Raw genomic sequence first — 17,678 nt, forward strand, 5'->3', positions numbered from 1 at the left:
GGTCCTACTTGGCAGGCGAGTAGTTGTAGATGGAGGGAACGGCTTGCTGGGCCTGCGGCGTGACGTTCACTTTGTCGTTGTGGTAGTACATCTGGTTCACGCGGAACAGAGGAGCGAACCATGCCTGTTCAACCACGTACTTGTTGACTTCCTGCGCCAGCTTGCCGGCATCTGCCCCACCGGTGCGCACAGCCTGGATCTTGGCCTCGAGCTCGGGGCTGGTGGTCTTGAACGGGTTGTAGAGGGCCTTGGTGGAGACGATCTGGTCGATCGCTACCGTGGGCTCGCCCTGGAAGAGGTTGAAGTACATCGCGTTGTACTTCTGCGCTGCGACATCTGCGGTGAACGTGTTGGTAATGGCGGCGCCGGGGTTCAGGGTGATTCCGACATCCGCCAGCTGCTGCTTGAGCACGGAGATCAAGGTTTCGGCGCCGGGCAGGGTGGGAACATCGATGCTGACCTTGCCCTCAAAGCCGGATTCCTTCAGGAGCTCCTTGGCCTTGGCGGGATCGTAGGTGTAGTAGTTCTCCAGTTCCTCGGTCCAGGCGCCACTGTCCTTGCCAAAGGGCTGGGACGTGGGGGTACCTTGGCCCAGCATGACCTGGTCGAGGATGGTTTTGCGGTCGAAAGCGTAGTTGATGGCCTGGCGGACCTTCACGTTGCCCAGGGCCGGGTTCTTGGTGCCATCGCGGTCCAGGAGAAGCAAGCCTGCCCAGTCAACCTGGTTGGCTTCGAGCTTCATCTTGGCGCCCTCAGCCTGCTTGCCGTTCTTCGGGTCCAGCAGCGTGGCGTCGATCTGGCCGGATACCAGCGCGTTGGTGCGGGCTGTGGGATCCAGGAGGACCTTGAGGGTGAGCTTCTTGTATTTCTGGAGGTCCTTGTTCCAGTAGCCTTCCCGGGCGGTGAAGACAGTCTGGGAATCCTTCACAGAAGCTGCCTTGTCCATGACGTAGGGGCCGGAACCCACGGGCACGGTCTTGATGGCGTCGGTACCCAGTGCGGCGGGGCTTCCCATGAGGCCGGCCGCCTGGCTGAGGAAGAATTCCAGTGCCGGCTCGGGAGCGCTGAGGTTGATGTCGATCGTGTCGGCGTCCACCACGGCGACGTCGGAGACTGAGCTCAACTGTGCCATCTGCGGGCCGTTGGCCTTCTTGAAATGATCCAGGTTGGCTTTGGCCGCGGTGGCGTCGAACTTGGCGCCGTCGCTGAAGGTGACATCCGTGCGGAGGTCCACTGTGAGCTTGGTGTTGGTGTCGTTGTACTTCCACGCGGTTGCCAGCATGGGGCTGAGCTTGCCGTCCGGTTCGCGCAGGATCAGGGAGTCGTAGGCAGCCTGGTACGGCTGAAGTGCGTGGCCGACGTGGGCCTGGGCCGGATCCCACGAAGTGAGGTCTCGGAGGGTGCCCAGCGTCAGCGCGGTGATGGTTTTTCCGCCGCCGGCGTTCGAACCAGCTCCGGCCGCGCCGCCGCCACCGCATGCGGTGAGCGCCAGGGAGGCACTGAGTACGATGGCGGCTGCTGCCGCCTTGGGACCTAACTTCATTGTCGGCTCCTACTATGTTCTTGCCTGATGCGAGTCAGAGCATTTGGGTGTGGTCTGCACCACATATTTCCGGGTGTGGGATTTACAGTACGGACTTATTGGGGGCTTGGCAACCGATTGTCAAAAGTTTCTTAACTTGTTGCCAAGCCGCTGATGAAAGTGAGACAAGATCGCGCAGGTGGGCACGAAAATGGCCGGAACCCCCAACGGTTTCCGGCCCCAATCGCCAAACGGTTGCACTGGATCTCAGGCCACACGCCCGGGCATGTCCGGGTAGCTTTGCGCGTAGATGTCCTTAATGATCGCCAGTGATTTTCCGGCCTCAGCCGGGTTGATCCAGAAGGGTCCAGGCTCTCCAAGGCGTGCATAGAAATCAGTAATGAGTAGCTCATGCGAGACACCCCAGTAGGCGCGGCCGCCTGATTCTGCCACCCGCTCACGAACAACCTCCACGGTCCCGTCAGCGTAAGTAATGGTCAGGTCGCCGCGCAGGCTGAGCGTCGCCTTCTCCGTCACGATGTCCAGCGTCACCGGAGCGTTAACCGCGTTGGCCAGCGTCGCGTAGAAGACGCTCCGGGCCCCGCCAACGTGCTCGGCCACGAATTCGGCAGTGTCCTCCACCTCAATGACACCACTCAACGACCGGGTCGATGCACGACCCTCCACCTTGGCAACATCGCCCACCAACCACTGCAGCAGGTCCACGGTATGGATCGCCTGGTTCATCATCAGGCCACCCCCACCCTCGGCCCAGGTTCCACGCCACGGCCGGCTCCGGTAATAGTCGCCGTTCCGGTGCCACATGACGGTGGCGGACGCGCCGATCACTTGACCCAGCCCGCCGTCGTCGAGCATTTTACGCATAGCCTGCGACGTCGCGTTGTAGCGGTTCTGGAAGCAAACGGCGATTTTCGCCGGACTGCGCTCGGCCACCTCGATTAGCCGCTTGCCCTCCGCCAGCGTGTGCGCGAGCGGCTTCTCGACGATCACATTGACGCCGCGCTCAAGGCAGTCGGCGGCCACTGAAGCGTGAAGATGGTGCGGCGTACAGATGTGCACGACGTCGGGTCGCACCTTTTCGAGCATCTCCAGGTAGGCCGCGTACCCAGGTACGTCGTGGGCGGCTGCCGTCGCCTCCAGCCGCGCCGGGTCCGTGTCGCACACCGCCACGAGTTGGACGTCGTCCATTGTGGCGATCGCTGCAAAGTGGACGGTTGAGATGTCACCGCAACCAATGATTGCCGCTTTAGTCATTCCTGCTCCTTCGAAGGATGATGCTTGAGTGGGTCAGGCGAGGGTGACGCCGTTCGTTGCTGCGAGTCCAGCGAAAGCCCGGGCCGCGACGCCAAAGGCGACCGGGCCGGAGTAGCCGCCCAGCTCGTGGGCACTGGCAAGGTGCGGTTCCAGCGAAGCGAAGCCCGCGTACCCGTCAGCTGCGAGTGCGGCAATGGTTGCATCCAGTTCCCCGTCGCCCTCACCGGACGGAACCACTTCACCGGTGGCAGCGATCGCATCCTTGACCTGGAGGTATTCAAGGTACGGGCGCAGCATGGCGTAGCCCTCGGTGTACGGCTTGACTCCCACCTGGACAAAGTTCGCGTTGTCCCAGGCAACCCGAAGCGCCGGCGAGTTGACCGTTTCCATGATGTCCAGGACGCGGTCCGGCGTATCACCGAAGATGCCCTTTTCATTCTCGTGAAGAAGGACGACGCCGGCCGTCGCTGCTACCTCTGCCAGCGCAGACATCCGCTCCATGACTGCATCGCGGATGTCTTCCTGGCTCTGGCCCTCAGCGCGATAGAAGGAGAAAATCCGAATGTACTTGGTCTCCAGCGCTTGGGCGACCGAAATGATCTGCCGGAGCCGGGCCACCTCGTGTTCCACCGGCAGGGTGACATCCACCTTGCCGATCGGACTGGCGACGGCGGAGACTTTGAGGCCCTTTTCATCGAGGATGGCCTTGAGCCGTTCGACGTCGGCCGGCGCAAGTTCGGAGACGTTGGTGCCCCAGGCGCTACGAACCTCGATGTGGCTGGCACCGAGGGCCAGCAGCACGGCGGCCTGGATTGTGGGATCGGGATCTACTTCGTCGCCGAAACCGGACAGGTTCCACACGGCATGGGGTTGAGTCACGAAATCTCCTAAATAGTCCTGTGGCAGCTCCGGCGGGGCCCGGTGACGCAGTTCACAGGCAAGTCATGTTCCCCATGAGTTTAGCCACCTTGGCACGGCCTTGACAACCGATTGCCATTCGCTGCCAAGTTGTGGCACTCTTGATCAACGGTGTGGCACTTGTCACAGCCGCATGATCTGACGTTCAGAGAGGAACGCCCATGGCGACGCAGCCCATGGCTGCAGGCAGGCCTGCAACCATCCATGACATTGCCGCCCTATGCGGCGTGGCGGCATCCACAGTGTCCAGGGCCCTCGCCAATCCGGACCGCGTCAACATCCGCACCCGTGAGCGTATCCAGGCAGCCGCAGCCGAGCTCAATTACACCCCCAACTCCCAAGCGAAAGCGCTGAGCTCAGGCCGGACCGGGGCTGTGGGAGTTCTGGTACCGGACATCACCAACCCGTTCTACTTCGACCTCATCCGGGGAACGCAGCTCCAACTCAAGGCAGCCGGGTATACGCAGCTGCTGGTGGACACCGAAGAATCGGACGAAGTCGAAGCAAGCACGCTGGAGCAACTGCGCAAAAGCGCTGATGGCGTGATTGTTGCTGCGTCACGCCTCGACGACGAAGCCCTCGCCGATGCGGCGGCCCGGATGCCCATGGTCACCGTCAACCGCGACGTCGACGGCGTTCCGGCAGTCCTCATCGACACTCCCTCGGCCATGCCCCAGGCCCTGGACCATCTCATTTCACTCGGCCACACGTCCGTTGCCTACGTGGGCGGGCCGGCTGTCTCGCAGTCCAGTGCCCGACGCTGGAGTGCCCTGTCCGCGGCCGCGGAAAGCCGCGGCGTCGAGGTCCGCAGCCTCGGTCCTTTCGCACCCAAAACCCAGTCCGGCGCCGCCGCCGCTGACGCCGCCGTTCACAGCGGCGTCACGGCGTGCATCGTGTTCAACGACCTCATTGCCATTGGCATGCTGCAGAGACTCCGCGAACGGGGGCTGCGGGTGCCGGAGGACATGAGCATCGTGGGATGCGATGACATCTTCGGCGCGGACTTCTGCAATCCACCTCTAACCACCATGAGCTCGCCCATCGAACAGGCAGGGCGTGTGGCGGTCTCCATGCTTCTGGCCCAGCTGAACCCGCTGGCGGGTGGCGGAAACCGCAGCCGGTCCGTCATGCCCACCCACCTCACCGTGCGGGGCTCTACCGGCCCGGCGCCCGCCAAATAAGCCGAATCACGGCGCAATATGGTTGAGCCTTTGTGACCGGGCTGACTAGTGTGGAACACATGCGCGAACTCCAGGCCAAGATCATTGAGGAAATGGGCGTCCAGCCCCGGATCGATCCTGCGGAGGAGATCCGCAAGAGGGTCGCCTTCCTGAAGGATTACGTGAAAGCCACCGGCACCAAAGGGTTCGTGTTGGGCATCTCCGGGGGCATCGACTCTTCGCTTGCCGGCCGCCTCGCCCAGTTGGCCGTTGAGGAACTGGAAGCAGAGGGCATAGAGGCGAACTTCGTCGCGGTCCGTCTCCCCTACGGCATCCAGCACGATGAAGACGACGCCCAGGCGGCTTTGGATTTCATCAAGGCAAAGACCGAGTGGACCTACAACATCTCCCAAGCCGTGGATGGTTTCGAGGAAGAGTTCGAAAAGACCACCGGTGCGCCCATCTCGGACTTCCACAAGGGCAACACCAAGGCCCGCGCCCGCATGATCGCCCAGTATGCGCTGGCCGGCGAGCACAACTACCTGGTCATCGGCACGGACCACGGCGCTGAGTCCGTGACGGGCTTTTTCACCAAATTCGGCGACGGCGGTGCGGACATCCTGCCGCTGTTCGGCCTCAACAAGCGCCAAAACCGTGCACTCCTGGCCGAACTCGGGGCCCCTTCCCGAGTGTGGGAAAAGGTGCCCACGGCGGACCTCCTGGACGACAAGCCCGGCCGGACCGATGAGGACGAGCTCGGCATCACCTATGACCAGATCGACGATTACCTCGAGGGCCGGGACATTCCGGAGGACGTCGCTGCGAACCTGGAGCAGAAGTACCTGCGCACGCGCCACAAGCGCACGGTTCCGGTGACCATCTTCGACACCTGGTGGAAGTAACCACCACCCCAACCAGAACTGCCTAAACCACGACGGCGGGTGCCGGCTTCCGTACGGAAGTCCGCACCCGCCGTCGTGCTTTAACAACCCTCGCTCACATCCCACCCGCTTCCCCCAAACGCTCTCTCACATCCCACCCGCTTCCCCCAAACGCTCTCTCACCAACCCTTGACGTCGCGATAGGTACCGATATATCGTTAACTATCGCCGATACTCCTTCGGCGGAACAACAACCGAAAGGACGATGCTGCTATGAAAGGCATCAACGAACACGACAACAATTTCCCGGATCACGGACATGGCCACCCTGAGCACGAACACGGCCGAGGCCGCTTCAATCGCGGCAAGGGTCGTCGCGGCCCCGGCGGCCACGGCGGAGGTGGATTTGGTCCCGGCGGTTTCGGCCCGGGGTTCGGCCCTGGTGGTTTCGGACCAGGCTTCGGCCCAAGGGGTTTCGGCCCCGGCGGCTCCCGGCGAGCCAACCGCGGCGACGTTCGCGCGGCTATCCTCTCCCTGCTGGCCGAGGCGCCGTCCAACGGATATGGGCTGATCAAGACCATCGCCGAGAAGACGTCTGGAGCCTGGCGCCCCAGCCCGGGCTCGGTCTACCCGACACTGCAGCAGCTGGTCGATGAAGAACTGATCGTCGCTGTCGGCGAGGGACGCCGCACCGAATTCACACTTACTGATGACGGCAAGGCCTACATCGCCGAGCATGAAGAAGAGCTTGCCAATGCCTGGAACACCGAGGCAGACGGCACCGGCGCCGCGTTCCACCAGAGCGTCGGAAAGCTCATGGGCGTCATCCACCAGTTCCGGGCGGCGGCCACCGACGAGCAGCGCCAGGCTGCCACTGAAAAGCTGGACGAGACCCGTCGGGCGCTCTACCTGATCCTGGCCGACTAATGCCTGCCGAAGCCCCCTTGACCTTGACGTAACGTCAACCTTTACTGTCGAAAGTACAAGCACAGGACGGGGGACGGATGGACTGGTCAATCCAGGAAATCGCGAAAATGGCAGGAACCACCAGCCGCACGCTGCGTCATTACGACGACATCGGGTTGCTGAAACCAAGCCGGACCGGGCATAACGGCTACCGCTACTATGACGGTCCGGCGCTGGTTCAGCTGCAGCGCATCCTCCTGCTCAGGGAACTCGGTCTCGGCCTGCCGGCCATCGCCGAGGTACTCAACCGCGAGACAGACACTGTCAAAGCATTGAGCGGCCACCTGGAATGGCTCGCCCGCGAGCAGGACCGGCTGACCCGGCAGATCGCCTCCGTCCGGCAAACCATCGACACATTGAAAGGGGATGGAAAGTACATGGCACAGGACATGTTCGACGGCTTCGACCACACTCAGTACAAGGATGAGGTGGAGGAGCGTTGGGGTAAGGACGCCTACGCCACCAGTGATTCGTGGTGGCGCAGCATGAGCCCCGACGAGAAGCAGCAGTGGAAGGATCGCCTGCAGAAGTTGAGCGCCGACTGGATTGCTGCTGCCGAATCCGGCGTTTCTCCCGGGAGCGCCGAGGTGCAGGACCTCGCCCGACGCCACGTTGAGTGGCTGCGCGGCATACCGGGAACCCCGACGGCGGCACCCGGCGGAGACGTCAAAGGTTACGTCACGGGACTCGGCGAAATGTACGTGGCGGATCCTCGCTTCGGCGCCAACTATGGCGGGGAGGCAGGGGCGACGTTTGTCAGGGATGCCCTGCGGGTTTACGCGGAAGAGAACCTGTAGACGATCGGGATGCGCCGACATGAGTTAGGCAATAGTCTGGCCGAATGGGTACAAGCACCGCTAAAACCGGCGAACAGGCTGACAGACAGACGCGCATCCTGGAAGCGGCCTTGGAACTGCTGTCCCGCCACGGCATTTCCGGCATCAATATGAGGGCGGTCGCGCGTGAAGCCGGCGTGGCTCTGGGACTGGTGAATTACTACTACGAAGACAAGTCGAGCCTGATCAGGGCGGTGCTGCACCAGATCGAAGAGCACGACCTCCTGCTGGTGGAGCCGGCCCCCACGTCAACCCCGGATGAGCAACTCCGGGAATCACTCCGGCGGGTCGCAGACCCCGGGCTCCTCACCACGCCATATTTGTCACTCCGCCTCCACCTGTGGGCCCTGGCCCAGGCGCACGAGGACTTCGCGCAGATCAACGCCGCGGCCTTTGACAGGTATCTCCAAGGGCTTGCGGCATTGATCGGCAACGCCGTTCCCGGGCTTTCCGTGGATGAATGCAAGGACCGGGCGTCCGACATCGTCGTCGTGCAAAACGGCATGTGGCTCACCTCCCTGCTGGGCATAGACAAGGCAGCCATCGAGCGGGGAATCGCGCGCACGGAAGAGATTGCATTCGCCCCTGGCAGCTAAAGACCCTTAACGGTCCTGGCTACTTTTCCTCGCCCCAGCGAGCCAAGGCGTCGATAGCTTCACTAAGGGCGCGTCCGCGATCGGTCAACGCGTAAGCGCGGGTGTTGTGCCGAAGCGGCAGCCGGACCAGGACCCCGGCGGCCTCGAGCTCCCGCAAGCGGGTAGCCAGCATGTTGGTTGGCACCCCCAGGTCGCGTTGCAGGTCACCGTAGCGCTGTGGCCCCTCGAGGAGGCGTTCCACAATGAGCAGCGCCCACCGTGCTCCGACAATGTCGAGGGCAGCGGCGAGGTTGCTCACGCCGTGGGATCAGTATCCGGCTTCATCCAAAACGGCGAGTAGTGGTAGCCGTCGGGGTCGTCGAATTGGCGTTGGTACATGAAGGGGTAGTCGTCGGTGTCACCGATCCGCCCACCGGCAGCTGCGGCGCGCTCAATGATCTGGTCCACCGCCTCCCGGCTGTCCATGTCGAAGGAAACGGTGACTTTGGAGGGGGTTTCGGGTCCACCGATGATGTCCTCGGTTCCCCCAACGCTCGCGTACATCTCGCGGCTGCCGAGCATGACGTACTGCTCCGGCGCGATCTCGAAGCAGGACACATTGTGGTCGGACATCTTGGTGTTGAGGGTCCAACCGAGAGCGGTGTAGAAGGCGGTGGTGCGTTCGACGTTGTCGACGGGGCAGGTGATGAAAAGGCTCATGCGGCCCATACTTGCAAAATGCAAGTAACCCGTCAACCCCCACCGGGAACCGGATACCCGGACTACTCCACCGTCACCATTACCGACGGCCAGCCCGAGGCTCCATCGGGCACCGGATCGGCGCGCTTTTCCGTCTGGGTTTCACCGGTTCCGTCGGTGGCACGTGCTTTGACGTAGTGGATGCCGGGCGTGGCATCCCATTCGTAGGACCACTGACGCCAAGTCACCGTGGAGGCTTCGGTGGAGAGGGCTGCCTCCACCCATTCGCCGTCGTCGATCTGCACTTCCACCTTGGTGATGCCGCGCGTCTGGGCCCAAGCGGTGCCACCCACAGCTACCTTCCCTGGCGGGAACTTCGCGAAGGACTTCGGTACGTCCACACGTGCCATGGTCTTGATGGGCCCACGTTCCGACCATCCGCGCTCAGTCCAGTAAGCCTTGCTGTCCGCGAAGCGGGTGACTTCCAGATCCACCACCCATTTGGTCGCGGAAACGAAGCCATACAGCCCCGGAACCACCATGCGCACGGGGTATCCGTGTTCCACCGGCAAGGGCTCACCGTTCATTCCGATGGCCAGCATGGCGTCGCGGTCGTCCTGCAGGACATCCAGCGGAGTGGAGGCGCTAAAGCCGTCAATGGACTTTGAGAGCACCATGTCCGCGCCCTCCTTCGGCTTGGCCCTCTTCAGGACTTCGCGAATGGGGAAGCCCAACCACTTGGCGTTGCCGGCCAACTTGCCACCCACAGGGTTGGAGACGCAGGTCAGGGTGACGTGGGATTCAATCAGGTCCGCGTCCAGCAGGTCCTGGAAAGTCAGGGTGACCTCCTGTTCCACCATTCCGTGCACCCGGAGTGACCAATCTTTGACGTTGATCTCCGGGACACTCAGGGCCGTGTCAATGCGGTAGAACTCGTTGTTCGGCGTCAGCCAGGGAAAGACGCCCGGAACCGGGGACTGGACCCCGGCGGGCACGGGGGCGGCGGCCTTGACCGGCGCCGGGAGGCGGAGGGCGTCCCGGGCCTGCGCAACGTTGTTGCGCGCGGCGCTCAGAAGCCTGCCACCGGTTGCCGCTATTCCTGCCGCGACTGCGGCAACCCCTGCCGTCGCGAAGAAACGACGGCGGCTGGTGCCGGCGCCCCCAACCTGGCTATCGGCGTCGGAAGCTATGTCAGAAGGAGCTTCCGGCCACGCCTTCAGTCCCCACAGCGGCACCATGAGACGACGCAGGACGAAGAGGCCGGCGATGGTTCCCAGGACGGAAGGGATGGCATCGACGGGACCCACACCTGCGCGGGTCACGACGCAAGCCACTATTACCGTCCCCATGAACAGCACACCCAGGACCCCGAGGGCCCACTTCCGGTAGGCCACTATGCCCAGGACGCAGGCCAGCAGGGCGATGGTCAGGCCCATGCCGACGAACAGGGCGGCCTTGTCGTTGGTGCCGAACGTAGCGATCGCGAAGTCCTTCATCCACGGGGGCGTGAAGTCGATGAACGTGGACCCAAGGGCGAACACCGGCGTTGCCCTGGCGGTGAAGAAGGCGCCGATCAGTTCCGCAACAGCGAGTACGACGGCGGCCGACACCACGCCTGCCAGCGCGGCCATGGTTTGGGGGCCTTTGGTCCGGAGTCCGAGCTTTTTCATGACAGTGGTTCGTAGCGGGCGGGAGCGGGGATGGGTGACCCGAATGGTCAGTTAATCCAATTGATAGATATATACTTTCGAAGGCCAACGCTTGGCCCGGCACCTTCAGTAGTAAAGGATCATGATGAAGACCAGAAGTTCATCCCGAAAGACATTAGTTGCGGTAGCCGCAGCCATTCTTGTCACCACAGCCCTGGGTAGCTGTGCGTCCGCCGCACCCACCCCCACCGAGGCAGCCGCCACAAGCTCTATGCCATCACAGAGCCCCGACCGCAGCGACACAGCAGCCTCCCCTCAGGCGGAGGCGACTGCCGGCGACTCAGGCTCCGGCCTCGGCTCGGGCTCCGGGGGAAAGCTCGACCCGGCCACTGAAAATCTCACCTGGGACAACGGCAACAGAATCCTGGGGGATGAAAACGGTGGACACACTCCCGACATTGCCAGCTCCCTGACGGATCCCAGCGCCGGTTGGCAGGCCGACTACAGCCGCATGGCTACGGACGGGATGATGACCTTCACCTCCGATAACACGCGATGCAAAGTGCGAACGCTCCAGGTGCGCAACCAACCCTCCGACCTGGTGCCCGGTGACGACAGGGCATCAACCCTGAAGGTTCTCGCCATCCTCATCCCCGGCAAGAAGGACCTGGCCGCAAACGTCAAGGATGCGAGCCTGGGCTACGGCATGGCGGGCAATCGTGGAGTGGACATGCTGTCGCTGACCTACACATCGGGCGACTCCTACGGCTATACCGCAGTACGAACCTTCAGCAAGCCGGCGGTCACTGTCAAGGTCGAAGCACTTTGCCCCACACTCGAGACCCTCAAATCCACCCTTCCCGAAATCAGCAACAACATCAGCATCAACGCATACTGAAGTGTCACTTTGAACAGATGTTCATATTTTCCTTGAACAGGTGTTCAAGATGCATTAGCCTGCTCCGTATGACCCAAGCCACATTTTCCGATTCCGCCTCCACCCTCTTCATCAACGGCCGGTGGGAGCCGGCAGCGTCCGGCACGGTGCGCGAGATCCACAATCCGGCCGACGGCGAACTGGTCGCCACGGTGTCCGAAGCCGGCCGCGAAGATGCCGAGCGCGCCATCGCCGCAGCCCGGGCTGCCTTCGACTCCGGCGTCTGGTCCTCCGTCCCGGCTCCCGAACGGGGAGCGTTCCTGCTCAAGGTCGCCGCAGAACTGCGCGAACGCCGCGAGAAGTTCGCCCGTGCCGAATCGCTGGACACCGGCAAGCGCATCGTCGAAAGCCGCATCGACATGGATGACATCGCCGCCTGCTTCGAATATTTCGGGCGCCTGGCGGGGCAGTCGGCGGGCCGGGTGGTCGATGCCGGGGACCCCGCCGTCGTCAGCAGAATCGTCTACGAACCTGTTGGAGTGTGCGGCCTGATCACGCCGTGGAACTACCCGCTGCTGCAGGCCGCCTGGAAGATCGCTCCTGCGCTGGCCGCCGGCTGCACATTCGTCCTGAAGCCCGCCGAGCTGACCCCGTCCACCGCAATCCTCACCATGCAGTTGCTGAAGGACCTGGGCCTGCCGGACGGCGTCGCCAACCTGCTGACCGGTCCGGGAGTAAAAGCGGGCGCACCCCTTTCCGAGCACCCCGACATTGATCTAGTCTCCTTCACCGGTGGCCTGGAAACCGGCAAGCGCATTGCCGCGGCCGCAGCCGGCACCGTGAAGAAGGTGGCGCTGGAACTCGGCGGCAAGAACCCCAACGTCGTCTTCGCTGACGCTGACTTCGACGCCGCCGTCGACAATGCGCTGAACGGTGCCTTTGTGCACTCAGGCCAGGTCTGCTCCGCCGGAGCGCGGCTGGTGGTGGAGGAATCCATCGCCGAACGCTTCGTCGATGAGCTGGTCCGGAAGGCCAATGCCATCCGCCTTGGCGGACCGTTCGACGAGTCCGCCGAAACCGGACCCCTGATCTCCGCGGCCCACCGCGAGAAAGTGGACGCTTACGTCAAGCGCGGCGTGGCCGAAGGTGCGCGGCTGCGGTGCGGCGGCGCGGCTCCTGAAGGCGAACAGTTCGACGCCGGTTTCTACTACCAGCCCACCGTCCTGGACCGCGTGAGCCGGGGAATGTCCGTTGTGATCGACGAAGCTTTTGGACCGGTAGTGACAGTGGAAACCTTCCGCACCGAGGACGAAGCCGTGGCCACCGCCAATGACACCATCTACGGGTTGGCGGGCGCAGTCTGGACCCAGGATGCCGGCAAGGCCCAGCGCGTAGCGGGCCGCCTGCGGCACGGCACGATCTGGATCAACGACTACCACCCCTACCTTCCGCAGGCCGAATGGGGCGGCTTCGGCCAGTCCGGCGTCGGCCGCGAACTCGGCCCCACCGGACTGGGCGAGTACCAGGAAGCCAAGCACATCTACCAGAACACCAGCCCCCAGGTGACCGGCTGGTTCGCAGACCACGGCAAGGAGAACTAGATGCACGTCGACAACATAGAGGGCCTGGGCAACCGCGGGTTCGATTACGTCGTCATCGGCGGAGGATCTGCCGGAGCTGCCGTCGCCGCCCGGTTGAGCGAGGACCCGGCCGTCACCGTGGCCCTGGTGGAAGCCGGCCCGGATGACCGCAACATCCCCGAGATCCTGCAGCTGGACCGCTGGATGGAACTGCTGGAATCCGGCTACGACTGGGACTACCCGATCGAACCCCAGGAGAACGGCAACTCCTTCATGCGCCATGCCCGCGCCAAGGTCATGGGGGGCTGCTCCAGCCACAACTCCTGCATCGCTTTCTGGGCTCCCCGCGAGGACCTGGACGAATGGGAGTCAAAGTACGGAGCAACCGGCTGGAATGCTGCTGCCGCCTGGCCTTTGTACCAGCGCCTGGAAAGCAACGAAGACGCCGGACCGGAAGCACCACACCACGGCAACAACGGCCCGGTCCACTTGATGAACGTTCCTCCGAGCGATCCCGCCGGGGTGGCGCTTCTGGATGCCTGCGAGCAGGCGGGCATTCCCCGCGCAAAGTTCAATGACGGCAACACCGTGATCAACGGCGCCAACTTCTTCCAGATCAACCGCCGCTCTGACGGGACCCGCTCCTCCAGCTCGGTCTCCTACATCCACCCCATCGTCGATCGTGAAAACTTCACGCTGCTGACCGGCCTGCGGGCCCGCCAGCTGGTGTTCGACGCGGACAAGCGCTGCACCGGCGTCGATGTGGTCGACTCCGCTTTCGGCCGGACGCACAGGCTGGACGCGCGACGCGAGGTCATCCTGTCCACCGGTGCCATTGATTCCCCCAAGCTGCTCATGCTCTCCGGCATCGGCCCGGCAGAACACCTGGCCGCGCATGGCATCGAGGTCCTGGTGGATTCCCCCGGCGTGGGCGAGCACCTGCAGGACCATCCGGAAGGCGTGGTGCAGTATGAGGCCAAGCAGCCCATGGTGCAGACCTCCACGCAGTGGTGGGAGATCGGCATTTTCACACCCACGGAGGAGGGCCTGGACCGCCCCGATCTGATGATGCACTACGGTTCCGTGCCCTTCGACATGAACACCCTGCGCTATGGCTACCCCACCACGGAGAACGGCTTCAGCCTCACCCCTAACGTCACGCACGCCCGTTCCCGCGGGACAGTCCGACTGCGTAGCCGGGACTTCCGCGACAAGCCCATGGTGGACCCCCGCTACTTCACCGATCCGGAGGGCCACGACATGCGCGTCATGGTGGCCGGCATCCGCAAGGCCCGGGAAATCGCGGCGCAGCCGGCCATGGCTGAGTGGACCGGACGTGAGCTCTCCCCCGGCATCGAGGCGCAGACGGACGAGGAACTCCAGGACTACATCCGCAAAACCCACAACACCGTCTACCACCCTGTCGGTACCGTCCGGATGGGACCGGTGGAGGACAGGATGTCGCCCTTGGATCCTGAACTGCGGGTCAAGGGCGTTACCGGGCTGCGCGTGGCCGACGCCTCCGTCATGCCCGAACACGTCACCGTCAACCCGAACATCACTGTCATGATGATCGGCGAGCGCTGTGCCGATCTCATCAAGTCAGACCTCATCAACGACAACCGGACGGAGGAACCCACGACGGCGGAAGCCGACTTCAGCTTTTCTGTCGCCTGAACAGGCGCCCTGCTTTAAGACCCACGCAACAAACAATGGGGGAAACAGCCGGAGGCACAAAGTGGTGCCCGGTTTTTGATTTCGACTGCGGCCAACGGCGGACGCAGGTAATCACCATTAATGCACGTCTGAACTAGGAGTTCGCATGTCAGAACCCAGCAAATCAGGACCCTGCAAGAGCGATGCAAGCGGTATGGACGAGTTTGGCTATGCCCAAACCCTTGACCGCAGCATCGGTAAGTTTGCCAGCTTCGCGGCCGGCGTCAGTTACATCTCCATCCTCACCGGCGTTTTCCAACTGTTCTACTTCGGATTTTCGACGGCGGGACCTGCCTACGCCTGGTCGTGGCCCATCGTCTTCGTCGGCCAGCTAATGGTCGCCTTGTGTTTTGCCGAACTGGCCGGACGTTATCCGGTGGCTGGATCGGTCTACAACTGGGCCAAGAGGCTTTCAACCGGAACGTGGGCCTGGTTGGCGGGCTGGTTGCTGCTGCTCTCCTCCATCATGGCCCTGGGCTCCGTTGCTTTGGCCCTCCAAATCACCTTGCCGCAGATCTGGAGTGGCTTCCAGATGGTGGGCGATGGAACCGGCCCTTACGACTTTGCGGTCAACGGGGTGATCCTGGCAAGCATCATGATCGGCATCTCCACGCTCATCAACGCGTTCGGGGTGAAGCTCATGACCATGATTAACAGCGTGGGCGTGTTCGTGGAACTGGTCGCGGCGGTCCTGCTGATCGTGGCCCTTTTGTGGCACGCCGTGCGGGGCCCGGAAGTCCTCCTGGACACGGCCGGGTTCGGCGAAGGGCAACCCCTGGGCTTCTTCGGAGTGTTCCTGATCGCCGCCATGGCCTCCGGTTATGTCATGTACGGATTCGACACGGCGAGCTCACTGGGCGAAGAAACCAAGGACCCCAAGAAGACGGCGCCCAAGGCCATCCTGCGCGCTGTCACGGCGTCCTTCCTTCTGGGCGGGCTGCTCCTGCTGGGCGGAATACTGGCCGCGCCGGACCTCTCCGACCCGAAAATTGGGGCTGCTGACGGCGGGCTGCAGTACATCGTTCTGTCGGTGCTCGGCGGACCCTTCGGCAAGGCGTTCCTGGCGTGCATCGTGGTGGCTGTGGTGGTGTGCACGCTGGCCGTCCACGCTGCTGCCATCCGGATGATGTTTGCCATGGCCAGGGACAACAACCTTCCCTTCAGCCGCCAGCTCAGCAAGGTTCACCCCACCCGGAAGACGCCTACCGTGGCGGCCATCGTCATTGGCGCGGTGGCAGTGATTCCCCTGCTGGTCAACATCTCCCAGCCGGCCATCTTCACCATCCTCTCCAGCATCAGCATCGTGCTGATCTACCTCTCCTACCTGCTGGTTACCGTGCCTATGCTGCGGCGCCGGTTCCTCAAGAAGTGGCCCCTGAAGGACGACGGATCGGAACCCGGATTCAGCCTCGGCAAATGGGGACTGCCCGTGAACATCCTCGCGGTGCTCTGGGGCGGCGCCATGACACTGAACCTGGTGTGGCCACGGCCGGAGATCTACAACTCGGTGCCGCCCTTTGAGTGGTACCTGCAATGGGGCGGTGTCATGTTCGTCGCGGCAGTCGTCATCGGCGGAACACTGCTTTACCGCCTCCGCATCAGGCACCGGACTGGCGTGCTGGCCGAACACGCTGCCGCCACGCCATCGCCGTCCACATCCCCATCGTCGTCCACATCCCCGGACCCCGACCCCGGGTTGGTAGCCGCCCAAAATTCCTAGCAGTCAACCTCAGACGAACGCCGATTTTCCTGTCACTGCCCGGGCAACAATAAGGGAGTTGATCTCGGAGCTGCCCTCGTACGTGTAGAGGATCTCGGCGTCTCCGAAGAGCTTGCCCATCTCGTAATCCGTGGTGATTCCGTTCCCGCCCAGCAAGGACCGGCCCATGGCTACGGAGGAGCGTGCCAGCCGGGTGGTGGTGGCTTTGCACATGGCGGCCTGGACCATTTCGAGCTTGCCGGCCTGCTGGATCCGGGCCAGTTCCACCATCATGGACAGTGAAGCGTTGGCGTTGCCCAGGATGTCCGCGAGCTGCTGTTGCACCAACTGAAAACGTGCCAGTTCCTTGCCGAACTGCTGGCGTTCCAGCGCGTAGGCGCGGGCAATGTCGAAGGCAGCCAGCTGGATTCCCGCGGCCTGCCAGCCAACCCAGGCCCGGGAATCACGCAAGAGGTCGTTGGCCCGGGAAAATTCCGAGGCCCCGGGAAGGAGATTCGATTCAGGAATGCGGACATCATCCAGCACGATGTCCGCATTCTGCATGATGCGAAGGCCGATCTTGTTCGAGATCTTGGTGGCTGTGAAGCCGGCCCGGTCACTTTCCACGATGAAACCCTTGATGTGCCCATCGCCCTCGTCACGGGCCCAGACCAGCGCGAAGTCCGCAATGGTGCCTGCCCCGATCCAGCGCTTGGCACCGTTGATGACCCATTCGCCGCCCTCGCGCCGCGCCGTCGTCGAGAGTCCTCCGGCAATGTCCGATCCGTGGTCCGGTTCGGTGAGCGCGAAGGCACCCAACTGGGTGAAGGCTTCGAGGCCCGGCAGCCACTTCTGCTTTTGCTCGTCAGAGCCGAGCTCGTTGATCATGCCCACGATGAGTTCGTTGTGGATTCCCACCAGGGCCGAGAGCGATACGTCAGCCCGGGCGATTTCGGTGTACATGAGGCCCTTGAAGAGCTTGGTGGAACCGTCGGTCTGAAGCCCGCCGAGCCCAAACTTGGCCATATCTGCGAGTAACCCGAAGGGGAATTCCTCGCGGTTCCAGTAGTCGATGCTGGCCGAGCGGATGCGCGCCTGCAGGAATTCCCGGATTTCGAGGTACCGCGTGCGCTCCTCCTCGGGCAGGAGATCGATGACGTGCATCAGGTCCGCCTCCGGATAGGGAGGGAGGACGTGTTGTGGTGCCGTGCCATTCGTGGTGGTGCCGGCAGCTTTTTCGTCGAGCATTGGACCCCTTCGTCATGTCCCGTGCAGGCTCTTCCAAACCCTTGGATGTCCTAGTATATTGCAAGGTGATGTGGATC

The 17,678-nt window shown here is 63.1% G+C and carries 16 protein-coding genes; 9 read left to right on the forward strand and 7 right to left on the reverse strand.

The features are described 5' to 3' along the window. Positions 1-4: 4 nt before the first annotated feature. The 3 genes from LRQ04_RS16055 to LRQ04_RS16065 form a co-directional block, all read right to left on the reverse strand. Positions 5-1,543 carry an ABC transporter substrate-binding protein gene (locus tag LRQ04_RS16055; protein WP_235521369.1) on the reverse strand — a complete coding sequence of 513 codons (1,539 nt, stop codon included), beginning with the start codon at positions 1,541-1,543 and terminating at the stop codon, positions 5-7. Between the two features lie 246 nt (positions 1,544-1,789). Further along, positions 1,790-2,797, reverse strand: coding sequence for a Gfo/Idh/MocA family protein (locus tag LRQ04_RS16060; protein ID WP_235521370.1), 1,008 nt, complete (start codon positions 2,795-2,797; stop codon positions 1,790-1,792). A gap of 33 nt (positions 2,798-2,830) precedes the next feature. Continuing rightward, on the reverse strand, positions 2,831-3,676 hold the full coding sequence (locus LRQ04_RS16065) for a sugar phosphate isomerase/epimerase (RefSeq protein ID WP_235521371.1): 846 nt from the start codon (positions 3,674-3,676) through the stop codon (positions 2,831-2,833). 200 nt (positions 3,677-3,876) lie between these two features. On the opposite strand from LRQ04_RS16065, the gene LRQ04_RS16070 reads away from it, so the two are divergent. The 5 genes from LRQ04_RS16070 (at position 3,877) to LRQ04_RS16090 (ending at position 8,154) form a co-directional block, all read left to right on the forward strand. Next, positions 3,877-4,896, forward strand: coding sequence for a LacI family DNA-binding transcriptional regulator (locus LRQ04_RS16070; RefSeq protein ID WP_235521372.1), 1,020 nt, complete (start codon positions 3,877-3,879; stop codon positions 4,894-4,896). Positions 4,897-4,955: 59 nt separating this feature from the next. Continuing rightward, positions 4,956-5,777: an ammonia-dependent NAD(+) synthetase gene (gene nadE / locus LRQ04_RS16075; RefSeq protein WP_235521373.1), complete on the forward strand. Its 822-nt coding sequence runs from the start codon at positions 4,956-4,958 to the stop codon at positions 5,775-5,777. A gap of 252 nt (positions 5,778-6,029) precedes the next feature. Then, positions 6,030-6,683: a PadR family transcriptional regulator gene (locus LRQ04_RS16080; RefSeq protein WP_235521374.1), complete on the forward strand. Its 654-nt coding sequence runs from the start codon at positions 6,030-6,032 to the stop codon at positions 6,681-6,683. A gap of 77 nt (positions 6,684-6,760) precedes the next feature. Beyond that, a complete protein-coding gene (locus LRQ04_RS16085) occupies positions 6,761-7,519 on the forward strand; it encodes a MerR family transcriptional regulator (RefSeq protein WP_235521375.1) in 759 nt (252 codons plus the stop codon). A 44-nt stretch (positions 7,520-7,563) separates the two neighbouring features. Beyond that, the gene (locus LRQ04_RS16090; RefSeq protein WP_235521376.1) at positions 7,564-8,154 is read left to right on the forward strand and encodes a TetR/AcrR family transcriptional regulator; all 591 of its coding nucleotides are present in this window, start codon (positions 7,564-7,566) and stop codon (positions 8,152-8,154) included. Positions 8,155-8,173: 19 nt separating this feature from the next. Here the strand turns inward: LRQ04_RS16090 and LRQ04_RS16095 are convergent, their stop codons facing one another. The 3 genes from LRQ04_RS16095 to LRQ04_RS16105 all read right to left on the reverse strand — a co-directional run bounded on the left by LRQ04_RS16095 (position 8,174) and on the right by LRQ04_RS16105 (position 10,502). Further along, positions 8,174-8,452, reverse strand: coding sequence for a helix-turn-helix domain-containing protein (locus LRQ04_RS16095; RefSeq protein WP_235521377.1), 279 nt, complete (start codon positions 8,450-8,452; stop codon positions 8,174-8,176). Continuing rightward, positions 8,449-8,853 (reverse strand): VOC family protein, encoded by a 405-nt coding sequence (locus tag LRQ04_RS16100; RefSeq protein ID WP_235521378.1) that lies wholly within the window; start codon positions 8,851-8,853, stop codon positions 8,449-8,451. Before LRQ04_RS16100 ends, LRQ04_RS16095 begins: the two co-directional genes overlap by 4 nt. A gap of 62 nt (positions 8,854-8,915) precedes the next feature. Next, the gene (locus tag LRQ04_RS16105) at positions 8,916-10,502 is read right to left on the reverse strand and encodes a molybdopterin-dependent oxidoreductase (protein ID WP_235521379.1); all 1,587 of its coding nucleotides are present in this window, start codon (positions 10,500-10,502) and stop codon (positions 8,916-8,918) included. A gap of 250 nt (positions 10,503-10,752) precedes the next feature. Here LRQ04_RS16105 and LRQ04_RS16110 point away from each other — a divergent pair, with 250 nt between their 5' ends. The 4 genes from LRQ04_RS16110 to LRQ04_RS16125 all read left to right on the forward strand — a co-directional run bounded on the left by LRQ04_RS16110 (position 10,753) and on the right by LRQ04_RS16125 (position 16,374). Further along, the gene (locus LRQ04_RS16110; RefSeq protein WP_235521380.1) at positions 10,753-11,379 is read left to right on the forward strand and encodes a hypothetical protein; all 627 of its coding nucleotides are present in this window, start codon (positions 10,753-10,755) and stop codon (positions 11,377-11,379) included. Between the two features lie 68 nt (positions 11,380-11,447). Next, positions 11,448-12,959, forward strand: a complete 1,512-nt coding sequence (locus LRQ04_RS16115; protein WP_235521381.1) for an aldehyde dehydrogenase family protein — start codon at positions 11,448-11,450, stop codon at positions 12,957-12,959. Beyond that, entirely contained in the window at positions 12,960-14,615 is a 1,656-nt protein-coding gene (locus LRQ04_RS16120; RefSeq protein WP_235521382.1) for a GMC family oxidoreductase, read from the forward strand. Positions 14,616-14,760: 145 nt separating this feature from the next. Continuing rightward, a complete protein-coding gene (locus LRQ04_RS16125; protein ID WP_235521383.1) occupies positions 14,761-16,374 on the forward strand; it encodes an APC family permease in 1,614 nt (537 codons plus the stop codon). Between the two features lie 9 nt (positions 16,375-16,383). Here the strand turns inward: LRQ04_RS16125 and LRQ04_RS16130 are convergent, their stop codons facing one another. Continuing rightward, positions 16,384-17,601, reverse strand: a complete 1,218-nt coding sequence (locus LRQ04_RS16130; RefSeq protein WP_235521384.1) for an acyl-CoA dehydrogenase family protein — start codon at positions 17,599-17,601, stop codon at positions 16,384-16,386. Positions 17,602-17,678 lie beyond the last annotated feature (77 nt).

Origin of the sequence: Paenarthrobacter sp. AR 02 (assembly GCF_021538675.1) — a bacterium.
In the GTDB taxonomy this organism is placed as follows: domain Bacteria; phylum Actinomycetota; class Actinomycetes; order Actinomycetales; family Micrococcaceae; genus Arthrobacter.